Origin of the sequence: Rubrivirga aquatilis (genome assembly GCF_046845665.1) — a bacterium.
Lineage (GTDB): Bacteria > Bacteroidota > Rhodothermia > Rhodothermales > Rubricoccaceae > Rubrivirga.
In genome coordinates this window covers 3,188,186-3,202,060 of sequence record NZ_CP177355.1, presented here as the reverse complement: position 1 = coordinate 3,202,060, position 13,875 = coordinate 3,188,186, and the positions used below count along the sequence as shown (strand labels likewise).

Sequence of the window (13,875 nt, the reverse complement as noted above, 5' to 3'; positions counted from 1 at the left end):
ACCGATATGTCCCGGATCGCTCCGCTGCTCGCGCTCGCCCTGGCCCTGCTGGCGTCGCCGCTAGCACACGCGCAGGACGCCGTTGACGGGCCGACGCCCGCCTCTGAGGCGCCCGCGGCGGCCGTCGAGGCGGCCGAGGAGATTCAAGAGACGCCGCCGAGCGTCGAGGCGCTCGGCATCGGCGACGACGCGGCGGCGATCGGCGCGGCCGGCGAGATCGCGGACGAAGAGCACGGAGACGGCGAAGGCCACGGCGACGACGGCGGGGACCACGGCCCGATGCCGCCGGTCTGGCTCGTGATCCCGTTCGCGCTCCTGCTGGGGATGATCGCGACCGGCCCGCTGTTCTACCCGCACTTCTGGCACCACCACTACCCGAAGGTGGCCGGCGGGCTCGGCCTGCTCGTGGCCCTCTACTACCTCGCGGTCCTGCGCAACGGGACGCCCATCCTGCACGCGGCCGAAGAGTACTTCGCCTTTATCGCGCTCCTGGGCTCGCTCTACGTCGCGTCGGGCTGCATCCTGATCAAGACCGACTTCGCCGGGACGCCCAAGGCGAACGTGGTCCTGCTGCTGGTCGGCGCCGTGCTGAGCAACTTCATCGGGACGACGGGCGCCTCGATGCTGCTCATCCGCCCCTACATGCGGCTCAACGCGGGACGGTTGAAGGCGTACCACATCATCTTCTTCATCTTTATCGTCTCGAACGTCGGCGGGGCGCTGACGCCGATCGGTGACCCGCCGCTGTTCCTGGGCTTCCTGCGCGGCGTCCCGTTCTTCTGGACGGTCGTCAACATCTGGTACATCTGGCTTCCGACCGTCCTGCTGCTGGCGGCCGTCTTCTTCGTCATCGACAGCCGCAACAAGGCGACGAGCGTGCGCGGCGCCGCCGAGGCGGGCGGGGCGGACGTCGCCCCTGGCGACCTCCCTGGTGTGGACGCCGTCCCGGAGGCCCCGGGCGTCCAGGACGTCGACGACATCCACGCCGACGAGGCGTCGATCCAGCTGAGTCGGTCCGGGGTGAACCCCAAAAAGCTGGAGATCGAGGGCAAGGTGGGCTTCGCGTGGCTGGCGGTCGTCATCGCCGCCGTGTTTATCGACCCCAAGGTGATCCCCGCGCTCGCAGGCACGCCGCTCGACCTGGTCGGCACCTTCCACCTCCCGTTCGGCATCCGCGAGGTGATCATGGGGGCCGTGGCCTTCCTGGCCTACAAGACGGCCGACCACGCCATTCTCAAGGGCAACGACTTCAACTTCGAGCCCATCAAGGAGGTCGGCTTCCTCTTTATCGGCATCTTCCTGACCATGCAGCCGGCGCTGACGCTCATCGGCGCCTTTGCCGCCGAGAACGCCGACGCGCTCGGCGTCAGCAGCTTCTACTTCGGGACGGGCGTCCTGTCCGGCGTGCTCGACAACGCGCCGACGTACGTCAGCTTCCTCTCGGCGGCGATGGGCAAGTTCGGGATGGACGTGAACGTGCCAGAGATGGTGGCCGCCTTCTCGGCGACCTCGACCGAGGGGTTCTACCTCCAGGCCATCTCGGTCGCGTCGGTGTTCTGGGGCGCGCTGACCTACATCGGCAACGGGCCCAACTTCATGGTCAAGGCCATCGCCGAGTCGAGCGGCGTCGACACGCCGTCGTTCGTGGCCTACATGGTGAAGTACTCGATCCCGATCCTCGTCCCGATCTACATCGTCGTCTGGTTCGTGTTCTTCTCGGGCTACGTCCTCCCGCACCCGGTGGACGCCGAGGCCGCTGCCGCCGTCATCGAGTCCGCCGGCGTCCTCCTCCGCTTCTAGCCGATGCCCGCTCGCACGCCGCTCTCCGACGCCGCCATCGACGCCGCCCTCCCCCCGGGCTGGCGCCGCGAGGGCGACGCGTCTGGCAACCGGATCGCCCGCGACTTGAGCTTCCCCGACTTCCGGGCCGCCTTCGCCTTCCTGACGCGCGTTGCGTTCGAGGCCGAGGCCATGGATCACCACCCTGAGATCCGCAACGTCTACGGCGACGTCTCGCTCGCGCTCGCGACGCACGACGCGGGCAACCGCGTGACCGACACCGACCTCCAGTTTGCCTCCCGCGTGAACGAGTGGGCCCCCGCCGACCGCTAGCCGGCGCCCGCTCCACCACCCGCCCCATCGGACTCCCGTCCACTCTCGATGTACGACTCTTTCCCCGCTGACCTCGCCGCGACCGGCCCCATCCTGCTGGTGGCCCTGCTCGGCGTGATCGTCGTCGTCCTCGACGCGTTCCGCAACGACGACGCGATGATCCCCTGGATCGCCGGCCTCGGCATGGCGGCGGCGGCGCTGTGGACCGGGTTCCAGGTCGGCGCCAGCGGGACCGCGTTCGAGGGCGAGGTGTACGTCGGCGGCGCGGCGGCGGTCGCCAACATCGTCGTGCTGATCGGCGCCGTCGGCAGCTTGGTGCTCACCGTGCCCTACCTGTCGCGCCTGGGCCGCAACTACGGCGAGGTCCACGCCCTCATCCTGTTTGCCACGGCCGGGATGATGACGCTCGCCTCAGCGGGCAGCCTGGTCACGCTGTTCGTCGGTCTGGAGACAATGTCGGTCTGCCTTTACGTCCTCACCGGCCTGGTCCGCGAGGAGTCGACGGCGAACGAGAGCGCGCTGAAGTACTTCCTGCTGGGCGCCTTCTCGACGGGCTTCTTCCTCTACGGCCTCGCCCTCCTCTACGGCGCGACGGGCACGATGCAGCTCGCGGAGCTCGCCCCCGGCGTCGCCGCGAGTGGCCAGACGGGGCTCTTCCTGGCGGGCGTCGGCCTGCTCCTCGTCGGGTTCTTTTTCAAGGTGTCCGCCGTCCCGTTCCACATGTGGACGCCCGACGTGTACCAGGGCGCCCCGACCTCGCTGACCGCCTTCATGTCGACGGCCTCGAAGGCCGCTACGTTCGCCGCGCTCGCCGTCGTGCTCGCGCGCGCGCTCCCGCCCGACCTGGTCGACGGGACCGTGCAGCTCACGCTCGCGATCGTCGCCGCCATCACGATGGTGGTCGGCAACGTCGTGGCGCTCGTCCAGTCGAACGTCAAGCGGATGCTGGCGTACTCGTCGGTGGCCCACGCGGGCTACATCCTGGCCGGGCTGGCGGCCGGCGTGGTCGGGTACGGCGCCGCGCTGTTCTACCTGCTGGCGTACACGCTGATGAACGTCGGCGCCTTCGGCGTGATGGGCGCGCTCGAGTGGGACTCGGAGCAGGGCGCCGACCAGGACCTCGACAGCCTGGCGGGCGTCGGCTACCGCAAGCCGTTCCTGGGCGTCATGATGGGCGTGTTCATGTTCGCGCTGACGGGCTTCCCGCCGCTCGCCGGCTTTATCGGCAAGTACCTCGTCTTCGCCGCCGCCGTCGACGCCGGGCTGACGTGGCTGGCGATCGTCGGCGTGCTCGCCTCCGTCGTCTCGGGCTACTACTACCTCCGCGTACTCGTCGTGATGTGGATGAAGAGCCCCGACGAGGCCCCCGCAAACGCGCAGCAGCCGTTCCCGGTCGGCCGCGCGACGGCCGCCGTCGTCGCCGTGTGCGCGCTCGCGCTCCTCGTGCTCGGCATCCTGCCCGGCCACGTCATCGACGTCACGACGGCCACCTACGCCGTCGACGCCGTCGCGACGACGCTCCCGTAGCGCGGGACCCGCGCCCGGCGGTCCGCGTCCCACGGGCATGACCGACCTGTTGCGCGAGTACCTCCCGACGGCCCCCGACCTCGGGCTCTACGTCACCCCGGACATCCCGCCGGCCAAGCTCCGCGCGGCCCTCGCCGACTACGCGCCCGACGTGGACCCCGCCGACGTAGTAGCGCTGTTCGACGCGACACGCCTGGGCTCCGCCAAGGACGGCGCCGTGTTTCTGGCCGACCGGTTCGTCTTCCAGAACAACGACCTCCAGGCCGCGCGGACGGTCCGTTACGGCGACATCGTCGGCGTCCGCGCCAAGCGCAAGCTGCTGGGGGGGAAGGAGGTCCTCGTGGACCTCAACCGCGCGCGAGCGACGGTGACCGAGACGCTCGACTTTTCCGCGCAGGCGGGCGCCGCCGAGTACGTCGAGCGGTTCTTGCAGCAGGTGCTCGTCGCCGCCCCACGTCCTGCACCGGATCCGACCGCCGACGGCGCAACCGACCGCCGCGCCGTGGAGGACGCCCTTGACCGCCTGGTGGCCCTGGGGCGCCTCTCGGGCGGCGACCGCCAGCGGATGCTCGACGCACTGGCCTAGTCCGCTCCGTCTGCTGGGAGGCCTCAAACGAGCGACGCCCGGCACCGCGAGGGCGCCGGGCGTCGACAGTACCGTCCCTGCGGGAGCTAGCGGACGACAGAGACCGTCCGCGTCGTGTCGAACGACTCGCCGACCACGCGGACGACGTAGATGCCCGTGGGCAGCCCGTCCGAGGCGAAGGCGATCTCCTTGTCCTGGCCGCCAGCAAGCGCGCCGTCGTGGAGCGTCCGGACCGTGCGGCCGAGGGCGTCGACGACGTCGATCTTGACCTGCTCCGTACGGGCGACCGTGACCTCGAAGGTCGAGCGGCCCGTGACCGGGTTCGGGGCGACCGGCGTGAAGGCGTAGCCCTCCGCGAGCGCGTCCGGCTCGGTGGCCGTCGGCGGCGGCGGGGGCGCCGTGCCGACGTCACCCGCGTTGATCGGGAAGTTCGGGGTCTGCTCGAAGCCGAACCCCTTCAGGCGCGCCTGCGTGGAGTTGGCGACGTCCAGCTTGATCCAGGCGAAGTGCGTCGTCTCGCTCGTGCTGCCGGCGTTGGCGCGGAAGCGGACGCCGAGGAACTTGTCGGTGGCGCCGCCCTGCCAGCTTCCGTACGGGGATCCGCCGAACGAACTGGTGAGCAAAAAGTCGTTGCGCGACTCGTTCGTGTTCTGGATCGTGTTGGTCCCCGAAATCGGGTCGCCCATGTTGAGCTTCGCCGCGTAGAAGTAGTTGTAGTTGGTGGTCACGGGGCCCATGCCCACCACGCCCCCTCCGTTCGCCTCATCCGTCGAGATGAGGGCGCGGGTGAACCCGGCCTGCGGCGAGTCGAGCACAAGTGTGGCGTCGACCTTCCCGTCGCTGTCGAAGTCGAAGTCGCGGGTCGCACCCGTCGTCAGGGGCTCGTCGACCTGCGTGCTGATGATCTGGGCATCGGCCGTCACAGGTGCGAACGCGAGAAGCGCGCCGGCCGCAGCGGCGGAGTAGGCGGCGAGCCGGTCGCCGGACGGCGAGTCCGGAGTGGAGTAGCGAGTATTCATGCTGGAGGGGGAGGGAGTTAGGGCTCCGTAGGGTACACCGCACGACGGCTTCATGGCAACCCGTGATTTGACAGGTCTCAAGCTCCCGTTGGTTAGCCTCGCTCGGCCTTGACCACCTCCCGGTCTTCCGGCCGCTGGGGGACCGAGCGGGCCTCGGCCTCGGAGGGGGCACCCGCCAGCAGACGCGCGGCGTCGATCGGCCGGTCAAGATGGTCGCGATAGATTTGAGCGAGCAGGAACCGAGCGGAGGCGAGCGTGGGGCGCTGCGCAAAGGCCAGTTCCAACGCCTGAGCGGCAGCTTCGTGCTGCCCCGTGGCCATGAGCGCCTGTCCAAGCAAGTAGTGACCTGCCGGGTCGAAAAAGCGGAGCGCGAGCGCGTTCAGCATCAGGTCCCGAGCGTCCTCGGCCCGGTCCGTCAACAGGAACACGTGGGCGAGCAGCCGGAGGGTAGCGGGTTGCTCCGGGTCGGCCTCGGCCGCCCGGTGAAGTACGGCCTCGGCCTCGTCCAGCCGCCCAACGGCCAGGTAGGCCTCGCCCAACGTGCGGAGGAAGGGGCCGGCCGTCCCGGCCACCGAGGCCGCTCGTTCCAGCATCGCCACGGCGGCATCGCCTTCACCGTTCGCGAGATAGAGCCGGCCGCGCACAAGGTCCAGCCCGGGGGCCGGCCGGTCAGGTGCACGGCCCTCCTCCCGGACCAGCTCCTCGAGCTCGTCGCAGAGGGAGAAAGCGTCGTCGACGCGGCCGAGTTGTTCGTACGACTGCAGGAGCGTGAACCCATAGCGCTCGGCCCGCACCTCTTCCCAGACAGGCTCCACAAGCCCGACGGCCTCGCCGGGCATCCCCTTGGACAGATACACCCGGGCGAGGTAGTACGCGGACTCCTGCCGGCTCACGGCCGCCGTCACGGTCCCGTCGTCGTCGGGAGCATCGACGTAGCCCAGGGCGATGAGCTGGTCCATCGCGGCCTGGTCGGCCCACGGGTCGCTCGCGTCGGCGTCCAGGCGGGCGGCGTCGCCCGCGATGTCCTCCCAGGACGGGATTCGTTCGACGATGTCCTCGTGCTTGAAGACGGGCGTGAGCACCCGGCCGTCCATGTCGTCCCCGACGGGGAGCCCGAGGATCGTTAACAATGTCGGGGTGACGTCGAGGAGGCTCGCGCCGTAGACCTGCTCGCCCGAGCAGATGCCCGGGCCGGCCGCCACGAACACCCCGAAGTCGCGGTGCTCGGCCGCGGGGCCCGCCGGCTCGTCTGGGATCTCGGGGATCCGCCGCGGCCCCGACTCGAAGCCGTGGTCGGAGACGAGCACGACCGCCGTGTCGTCGTCGACGAGCGCGAGCAGCCGGCCGAGCATCATGTCGTGGAACCGGTAGATCCCCTCGATGACCTCGCGGTACCGCGCGAACAGGTCGTCCGGGACGAACGACTGCTGCGGCGGGTGGTAGGCCATGAACGAATGGCTGAAGTGGTCGATCCCGTCGAGGTACAGCGCGGTCAGGTCCCACTCGGTCTCTTCGATGGCCCACGTCGCGACCGCGTGCACCGTGGCGGTCTCCGCCAGCATCCGCGCGATGGCGTCGGCGGCCCGTTGCTCGCCGTCGTTCTGGGGCGGCGCCTCCGCGAACGACGGCACGAATGGGATGACCATCTCGGGCGTGATCTCGTCGGGGTGGACACGGAGCGCCTCCAGAAATGGCGCCAATTCCGGAGGGTGCACGGCCCCCTGCGTCGGCGGGTCCGGCGCCCAGACCGGCCCGCGCATGCGGTGGAAAAAGTTCGAGACCATCACCCCGTCGACCGGCTCGGCCGGGTGGCTCGGCCACCACCCGATGACGTTCGACCGCAGGCCCGACTGGTGGGCGATGTTCCAGAACGCCTTCGCCGTGCGCGACGTCCCGAGCACGGGCTGCACGCCGTCCCCGTCGGCCTTGGGCTGCGTAAACCCGACGACCCCATGCTTCTCCGCCGTCTTTCCGGTGGCGATGCTCGTCCAGAGCATCGGAGAGAAGGGTGGGTCGAGCGTCGCGATGTTGCCGTGGACGCCTCGGTCGACGAGGCCGGCGAGGGCCGGCATCCTCCCCGCGGCCATGAGTGGGCGGATGACGTCCCAGTCTGCGGCGTCCCAGCCGATGACGAGGACGCGGTTGGCGAGACGAGGCATGGTCAGGAGCGCTGGCGATGGAGGGAGCCGTCGACCGCCGCGGCCATGGGGCCCGGGTCCAGGCCGCCGACGAAGTCCGCGACGCGCCGGGCCACGCCGGCCGGATCGGCGACGGCCTCGGGATAGGAAACGGTAAGGAGCTCGGCGCGGGGCGTCTCGTCGGCCCAGGCGTGGGCCGCGGCAAGGCGCTGCTCGAAGACGGTACGGAGGACGTCGGCGGGCGCGGGGGCGTGTCCGCTCTCGGCGAGCATGGCCGCCTGCGACGCCAGCACTTCGTCGAGGTCCCGGTCCATGAGGACCACGCGGTAGGCCGCGCCCGGGGGAAGGAAGGGGAGGAGGGGGGCCACCACCTTGACGACGTGGCCGTCGGCCTCTGGCACCCAGGCCCGGTCCCGGGCGAGGCCCTTCACCCTGGCGTGCTCGTAGTAGCCTCGTGGGTTGCTGGGGTCGGCCTCCCTGGCGCCGTCGGTGTAAGCCGGGAGCCCGCCCGCCGTCAGCATCTGCATCATCATCGAGGTCCCCGTGCGGGGGAGCCCGGAGACCACGACGACGGTGGCCGCGGCCAACGCGTCGGGGTCCGGCTCGTGGGTCGGGCCGTCGTCGGCCTGGCCGCCGCCGAACTCGCGGCGCAGGTCCTCGCGCCACACCGTCCCTCGCGCGGAGCGCCACGCGACCACGCCCCGCCAGCCGTACGCGAGCAGTCCGAGCGACCCGGCGGACGGGATGTTCGAGAGGGGAGTGTCGGGTGTGGGCACGGCGGAAACGGGAGCGGGGGGACTCCGTTGAAGCTAGTCCACTCCCCACCCCGACCATGGCTTTCGAGCTCCCGCCCCTCCCGTACGCCTACGACGCCCTGGAGCCCCACATCGACGAGCAGACGATGCGGATCCACCACGGCAAGCACCACGCCGGCTACACGGCCAAGCTCAACGCCGCCCTCGAAGGCACCGAGTGGGCCGACCAGCCCATCACCCAGACGCTGGCGACCCTCGACGCGCTGCCCGTCGACAAGCAGACCGCCGTCCGAAACAACGGCGGCGGCTTCCTCAACCACGGCATCTTCTGGACGACGATGTCGCCCAACGGTGGCGGCGCCCCGACCGGCGAGCTGGCGACGGCCATCACCGACGCGTTCGGCTCGTTCGACGCCTTCAAGGAGCAGTTCGAGACGGTCGCCAAGACGCAGTTCGGGTCAGGCTGGGCGTGGCTCGGCTACGGCGCCGAGGACGGACTCCACCTCCACGGGATGCCCAACCAGGACAGCCCCGCGCTCCACGGCCACGTCGGCATCCTGGGCCTCGACGTCTGGGAGCACGCCTACTACCTCAAGTACCAGAACCGGCGCCCCGACTACGTGAGCGCCTTTTGGAACGTCGTGAACTGGGACGAGTGCGACCGCCGATACCGCGAGGCGAAGGCCCAGCTCGGCTAGGCCGCTCGCCCCTCCGGCTCGGCGCGCCCCGCCCGGTCTGTCCGGGCGGGGCGCGCGTCGTTCGGGCGGGGCATGAGCGGGCGGTACGAGACGGGGCCGCGTGTGGAAGCGCTTAGCTTTCGGCCCCTCTCCGCCCCCCCGGATGCTGCCCCTCTCGTTTGATTCCGACGTCGAAACCGTCGTCGGCAACGGCCGCGTGATCGCGCGCGTGACGGCCTCCGAAGGCCGGTTCGTCTTTGCCGGCCCGGCCCAGGCCTACCGGCTGACGCTCGACGGCGAGCCGCTGGCGGAGCCGCGCACGATTGTCCAGCCAGGGCGCGTCCGCTACGAGACCGACCGGGGGGCTGTGACGCTGGCGGCCCAACCCGACGCGGTCGTCTTCGCGGTGCTGGTAGAGGGCGCGGGGACGTGGTCGCTGGCGCTCGACGGCGACGGCGACGGGGTGGCAGTCGTGTGGGTCCCCGACGACGCGACGCGTTCTGCCGGCGACCCTGCCGAGGTCGATGCCGACCACCAGCGGACGCTGACGCTCGCCGATGGCGGGCGCGGCGCGTTTCTGCTCGGCGACCCCGACGCCATCGCGGCCATCGCCGACCCGTTCGTCGCCGTCGAGGCGTGGGCCGAGCGGACGGCCGAGCGCGGCTTGCGCCTGCGGACGCCTGCCCCGGACCTCGACCGCGCCGTCGAGTTCGCCAAGGCCCACCTCGTCCTGGGCTACGACTGGACGCCCGACGCGACGGGGGCGCCGGGCGGCGAGGGCTCGAAGCTGGTCTGCGACGTGTTCCGCTGGCGCGACGTCTGGAGCCGCGACTTTGGCTCCGGCTTCGGGCCGGGGGGCATCGCGGCCGGGCTCATCGACCCCGTGCTGGCGACGCTCGACTACGAGGCCGAGCGTTACGGCACGCACCCACCGTCGGGCCTCAAGGTCTCCGACGACACGAGCCAGGGCGGCTCGGCCGAAGCGCTCGGCTGGGTGCTCAAGCTCGTCTGGCGCGTCTTCAAGCACACCGGCGACCGCGACTGGCTCGCCCGCATCGTGCCCGCCTTCGAGCCCTGGGTCGAGGAGTGGATCGCCCGCGACGCCGACGACGACGGGCTCGTCGCCGACGTGACGGAGTGGATGGACCACAGCCGCTTCCTGCGCCTGCCCGAGGGGCAGCGGACGCTGTACTCGAACGTCTTGTACTTCGCGGCCCTGCGCCGGATGGCCTTCGTCTGCGACGCCTTGGGCCGGGAGGACGACGCCGAGCGCTTTCTCGACCTCTCGAACCGCTCGCGCCAGTCGATCCACGACGCCTTCTGGAACGAGGCGGGCTACTTCGACAACGCCGTGATGTGGGGCGTGCCGGACACCGCGCTGATGCTGGCCGACAACGCCCTCGCGGTCGTCGAAAAGGTCGCCAGCGGGAACGAGCGTTACCAGACCTTGCGCACCATCCGCGAGCGGCTGTGGCGGGCCTACGGAACGATCACCGTCGACCCGCCGATGCGCTACCTCCAGGCCGACAACGACCACAACGGAAAGGTGTGGCCGTGGTGGATGGCGTTGGAAGCCAAGGCCCGTTTTCAGGCCTTCGATGCCGAGGGCGGTCTCCACGTGCTGTCGAAGATCGTCGACACCTACGCCCGGCCCACCCTCCCCGGCCTGTGCGAGGAGTACCTCGAGCCCGACACCGGCGAGCAGGACGACGTGGTCGGCCACGCCTTTATCACCGGCTCCGGCGCGCTCTTGGACGCCGTGCAGTACGGGATGCTCGGCCTCAGCGTCCGCGAGCCCGGCGAGCGCACCCTCCGCCTGGCGCCGGCCGTCCCCCGCACGTGGGAGACGTGGGGCGCCGACATCGACCTGGTCGCCGGGCGCCTCACCCTCGATCAAACCGAAGCCGGGCTGGCGGTCACGCTCGACGCAACGGCCGTCGAAACCCTCGAACTCCGCGTCCCCCCGCGCGAGGCCGTCGACCGGGTCGTCGTCGACGGCACCGAGGTGGAGCCAGAGCGCGTCGAGGACGGCGCCAGCTTGATCTTGCGGATCGCCGTTGCCCCTCGCCTGCGGCACACCGTCGAGGTCGCCTACGCGCCGCAGCGCGTGTGGAGCGGGGAGCTCGCGATGCCGCCCCTCCCGCCCCCTGCCGTCGTCGCCCGGCCCCACCTCATGGACGACCCGCGCCTGTTCGCACCCGTCCTGCAGGACTTCGTCCGCTCCACGGCCAAGTACTTCGGCGCCGTCCACCACGTGGCCGTCGACGAGATCGACGGGCTGACGGGTCCGGGCGACTGGCTGGTCCTGGTCGGCAACGAACTGCCGCACCGGACGAAGGGCGGCGCTTCCGTGCCCGACGCCATCGACGGCCTGCTCGCGCGCGGCGGCTCGATGCTCCTCCTGGGCCCCCGCTTCCCGCGCATCGACATCACGGCGCACTACCACCGGGGCGCCCAGATGGGCGAGCAGGCGGGGATGTTCTGGTGGAAGCTGTGGGAGGATGGCGCCTGGCGCGACTACAGCCCGCGCCTCGACGAGACGATGGACGCGCCCGCCCCGACCGGCACGGTCTACTGGGGCGACGGCCCGCTTTTCCGGCCGTGGGAGCACGGGCTCGGGCTGTTCGGCTTCGAGACCGACGCGCGCGGCGTCTTCGACGTCGACGGCGAGGTCGTCGTCGATGCCGAGCACCCCGTGGGCGTGGTCTACACCGACTGGACCGTCCGCAAGCCGTGGGCCTTCACCCCGCTCGCGTTCACCCAGCGCACGACGCCGCTGGTGACGGGGCCGCGCACGGAGCGCTACCCGTGTGCGGCGCTGCTGGCGAACGCCGACACGGGCGCGCGGATCGTCGTCGTGGCGCCGTCTGTGTGCTCGCGCCCGGATCTGCTCCACGAAGTGCTGGGCCACGTCGCCGTGCCGGCGTAGCGCGCCTCAATTCCTGGCCCCGGGCCGGATGGGCGGACGGGGCGCGTACGTTGGCGCATCGTTCCGACTGTTCGTCCACGTTACCGAGGATCCATCATGGGTGACAAGTCTCCCAAGTCCGCTCAGAAGAAGGCTGGCCAAAAACAGCACAAGGCCGACGACGCCCGCGCCAAGAAGAAGGCCGCCGAGGACGCCAAGCACGTTCCGGGTAAGAAGTAGCGTCGACCGGGCAAGTGGATTCGAAAGGGGACCGGTGAGAGCTTGCGCGCTCCACCTCGTGTGCCCATGTCCACGCTTCGCGCCGCCACGCCCGATGATGTCACCGCTCTCGCCGCCCTCATCGAGCGGTCGGGGCGCGAGTTGCGCGACGGCTACACCGAGGCCCAAGCGGCCGCGCTGACGGTCCACGTCTTCGGCGTCGACTCCCAACTTGTCACCGACGGGACATACTTCGTGATCGAGGATGGCGGCGTGCTCATCGCGTGCGGCGGGTGGAGCCGGCGGCGCACGCTGTTCGGAGGGGACCAAGCGAAGGCCGGGCCGGACCCGCTCCTCGATCCGCTCAGGGAGCCCGCCCGCATCCGAGCCTTCTTCGTCGACCCAACGCAGGCCCGCCGGGGCCTGGGCCGCCGCCTGCTGGCGGCGTGCGAGGACGCCGCGCGAGCGCACGGCTTCGCGGTGCTGGAGTTGGTGTCGACGGCGCCTGGCGAGCCGCTCTATCGTGCGGGTGGGTTCGAAGTGGTCGAGCGGTTCGTACTGCGCCTGCCCGGCAGGGTGGAGGCACCGGTCGCCCGGATGCGCAAGCCTCTGGCGTAGCGGGGACGCGGCGTGCCGTACGCTGGCGACGCACCCTCCCCCATGCCATGGCCAAGCCACTGACCCACCTCACCGCCGTCCACGTCTACGACGCCCCGCCCGAGACCGTCTGGGCGGCCGTTGCGGGCGGCTTCGGTGACGTCGCCAGCTACAACCCGGCCATCGAACGCTCCGAGTGGGTCGGCGACCAACGCCAGGGCGTCGGCACGACGCGGCGCTGCCACGTGGCTCCAAAGGGCACCCTCACCGAACGCATCACCGACTGGGAGGCCGGCCGCTCATTCGCCCTCGAGGTCATCGCCACAACCCTGCCGATGCACGCGGTCGAGAGCCGGTTCACCTTCGTGGCCGACGGCGACGGGACGCGGCTCACGCAAGACTTCGGGTACCGGATGAAAGGCTTGCTGGGCCCCTTCAGCGGCTTGATGCGCGGCCGGATGCAGCGCACCCTCGACACCGGCCTCGACGGGCTCGCGGCGTCGCTGGCGGATCGCTAGCGGCCCGGCCCCACCTACCGGGCGTGCTCTGGGAAGAGTTCGGCGAAGCGGGCGGCCATGCGCTCGGCCTCCTCGGCATCCGCATCCGTCTCGGAGGCGTACGTGCTCGGGTCGCCGCCGTCGCGCGCCAGCGACCAATAGTCGTCGGCACGGGCGAGAGCGCTCTCAAAGGCCTCGGCATCGAGGAGCACCTCGGGGTCGTCCAGGAGCGGCTGGGCGAAGAGCGCGCGGGCCTCCGTTTCGGACAGCCCGTCGGGGCCGTAGCCGGCGTGCGTCGCGTCCTCTGCCTCGATCCCCACGCGGAACGCGGGGTGGTGCAGCAGGTCCTCGAACCCTACGACCGGATGGCCGGTCTGCTGCGCCATCTCGATCTCCTCGGGGAGCATGGCCTGCCAGTGGATCTCGGCCGTTTCGAGGAGCCCGTCGAGCCCCATCATCTCGTCGTCGCCGACCTCTTCGCCGACGAGTTGGGCCGCGAGCGCCGTGCGCTGGTGCGCGCGCTGCGCGGGCGGCAGCGAGAAAAAGGCCCACAGCACGCGGGCCGTCTCCAGCAGCGCGACGGTGTCGTCGCCCACGGCGTCGGGCTCGGCCCTGAGGCGGAAGGCGTCGCTGGCGTCGAGGTCGTAGAGCCCGAACAGGGGCTCGGCGAAGAGCGCCAGCGACTCGTAGAGCACCCCGGTCTCGCCACCGACGAGCACGCGGCTGAGTCGAGCCTTGCGGGTGGCGAAGGCCTCGGCGGCAGCCCCGTCGAAGGCGGCAACGGTGTCGGGGTCGAGGGGGGCCTGGTCTGCGTCGGACACGGAAGAGGGGTCGTCGGGA

Annotated in this window: 13 protein-coding genes; 9 read left to right on the top strand and 4 right to left on the bottom strand. The window is 70.9% G+C overall.

What is annotated here, in order from left to right; genetic code table 11:
• Positions 1-6 precede the first annotated feature (6 nt).
• Genes ACLII4_RS14150 through ACLII4_RS14135 form a run of 4 tightly spaced genes read left to right on the top strand, consistent with a single transcriptional unit; the run spans position 7 to position 4,225 of the window.
• Positions 7-1,800, top strand: a complete 1,794-nt coding sequence (locus ACLII4_RS14150; RefSeq protein ID WP_412068046.1) for a sodium:proton antiporter — start codon at positions 7-9, stop codon at positions 1,798-1,800.
• 3 nt (positions 1,801-1,803) lie between these two features.
• Complete coding sequence (locus tag ACLII4_RS14145; RefSeq protein WP_412068045.1) at positions 1,804-2,112, top strand: 4a-hydroxytetrahydrobiopterin dehydratase; 309 nt, start codon at positions 1,804-1,806, stop codon at positions 2,110-2,112.
• A gap of 48 nt (positions 2,113-2,160) precedes the next feature.
• A complete protein-coding gene (locus tag ACLII4_RS14140; RefSeq protein WP_412068044.1) occupies positions 2,161-3,639 on the top strand; it encodes an NADH-quinone oxidoreductase subunit N in 1,479 nt (492 codons plus the stop codon).
• 37 nt (positions 3,640-3,676) lie between these two features.
• Positions 3,677-4,225, top strand: a complete 549-nt coding sequence (locus tag ACLII4_RS14135; RefSeq protein ID WP_412068043.1) for a hypothetical protein — start codon at positions 3,677-3,679, stop codon at positions 4,223-4,225.
• A gap of 86 nt (positions 4,226-4,311) precedes the next feature.
• Here ACLII4_RS14135 and ACLII4_RS14130 read toward each other — a convergent pair whose 3' ends face one another.
• From ACLII4_RS14130 to ACLII4_RS14120, 3 genes are all read right to left on the bottom strand, one after another.
• Positions 4,312-5,244 (bottom strand): T9SS type A sorting domain-containing protein, encoded by a 933-nt coding sequence (locus ACLII4_RS14130; protein WP_412068042.1) that lies wholly within the window; start codon positions 5,242-5,244, stop codon positions 4,312-4,314.
• Positions 5,245-5,336: 92 nt separating this feature from the next.
• Positions 5,337-7,403, bottom strand: a complete 2,067-nt coding sequence (locus ACLII4_RS14125) for an alkaline phosphatase family protein (protein WP_412068041.1) — start codon at positions 7,401-7,403, stop codon at positions 5,337-5,339.
• A 2-nt stretch (positions 7,404-7,405) separates the two neighbouring features.
• Positions 7,406-8,158: a sulfotransferase gene (locus ACLII4_RS14120; RefSeq protein ID WP_412068040.1), complete on the bottom strand. Its 753-nt coding sequence runs from the start codon at positions 8,156-8,158 to the stop codon at positions 7,406-7,408.
• Positions 8,159-8,214: 56 nt separating this feature from the next.
• On the opposite strand from ACLII4_RS14120, the gene ACLII4_RS14115 reads away from it, so the two are divergent.
• The 5 genes from ACLII4_RS14115 (at position 8,215) to ACLII4_RS14095 (ending at position 13,056) form a co-directional block, all read left to right on the top strand.
• The gene (locus ACLII4_RS14115; RefSeq protein ID WP_412068039.1) at positions 8,215-8,835 is read left to right on the top strand and encodes a superoxide dismutase; all 621 of its coding nucleotides are present in this window, start codon (positions 8,215-8,217) and stop codon (positions 8,833-8,835) included.
• A 142-nt stretch (positions 8,836-8,977) separates the two neighbouring features.
• Positions 8,978-11,743 carry a GH116 family glycosyl hydrolase gene (locus tag ACLII4_RS14110; protein ID WP_412068038.1) on the top strand — a complete coding sequence of 922 codons (2,766 nt, stop codon included), beginning with the start codon at positions 8,978-8,980 and terminating at the stop codon, positions 11,741-11,743.
• Positions 11,744-11,839: 96 nt separating this feature from the next.
• The gene (locus ACLII4_RS14105) at positions 11,840-11,962 is read left to right on the top strand and encodes a hypothetical protein (RefSeq protein WP_412068037.1); all 123 of its coding nucleotides are present in this window, start codon (positions 11,840-11,842) and stop codon (positions 11,960-11,962) included.
• 66 nt (positions 11,963-12,028) lie between these two features.
• Positions 12,029-12,559, top strand: a complete 531-nt coding sequence (locus ACLII4_RS14100) for a GNAT family N-acetyltransferase (protein WP_412068036.1) — start codon at positions 12,029-12,031, stop codon at positions 12,557-12,559.
• Positions 12,560-12,606: 47 nt separating this feature from the next.
• On the top strand, positions 12,607-13,056 hold the full coding sequence (locus tag ACLII4_RS14095; protein WP_412068035.1) for an SRPBCC family protein: 450 nt from the start codon (positions 12,607-12,609) through the stop codon (positions 13,054-13,056).
• Positions 13,057-13,070: 14 nt separating this feature from the next.
• On the opposite strand, the gene ACLII4_RS14090 is transcribed toward ACLII4_RS14095, so the two are convergent.
• Positions 13,071-13,856 carry a hypothetical protein gene (locus tag ACLII4_RS14090; RefSeq protein ID WP_412068034.1) on the bottom strand — a complete coding sequence of 262 codons (786 nt, stop codon included), beginning with the start codon at positions 13,854-13,856 and terminating at the stop codon, positions 13,071-13,073.
• Between the last annotated feature and the right edge of the window lie 19 nt (positions 13,857-13,875).

Coding starts and splice junctions, on each gene's coding strand:
- ACLII4_RS14140 (WP_412068044.1), top strand. CDS start 2,161: ATGTACGACTCTTTCCCCGCTGACCTCGCCGCGACCGGCCCCATCCTG.
- ACLII4_RS14100 (WP_412068036.1), top strand. CDS start 12,029: ATGTCCACGCTTCGCGCCGCCACGCCCGATGATGTCACCGCTCTCGCC.
- ACLII4_RS14105 (WP_412068037.1), top strand. CDS start 11,840: ATGGGTGACAAGTCTCCCAAGTCCGCTCAGAAGAAGGCTGGCCAAAAA.
- ACLII4_RS14115 (WP_412068039.1), top strand. CDS start 8,215: ATGGCTTTCGAGCTCCCGCCCCTCCCGTACGCCTACGACGCCCTGGAG.
- ACLII4_RS14150 (WP_412068046.1), top strand. CDS start 7: ATGTCCCGGATCGCTCCGCTGCTCGCGCTCGCCCTGGCCCTGCTGGCG.
- ACLII4_RS14095 (WP_412068035.1), top strand. CDS start 12,607: ATGGCCAAGCCACTGACCCACCTCACCGCCGTCCACGTCTACGACGCC.
- ACLII4_RS14110 (WP_412068038.1), top strand. CDS start 8,978: ATGCTGCCCCTCTCGTTTGATTCCGACGTCGAAACCGTCGTCGGCAAC.
- ACLII4_RS14125 (WP_412068041.1), bottom strand. CDS start 7,403: ATGCCTCGTCTCGCCAACCGCGTCCTCGTCATCGGCTGGGACGCCGCA.
- ACLII4_RS14145 (WP_412068045.1), top strand. CDS start 1,804: ATGCCCGCTCGCACGCCGCTCTCCGACGCCGCCATCGACGCCGCCCTC.
- ACLII4_RS14130 (WP_412068042.1), bottom strand. CDS start 5,244: ATGAATACTCGCTACTCCACTCCGGACTCGCCGTCCGGCGACCGGCTC.
- ACLII4_RS14135 (WP_412068043.1), top strand. CDS start 3,677: ATGACCGACCTGTTGCGCGAGTACCTCCCGACGGCCCCCGACCTCGGG.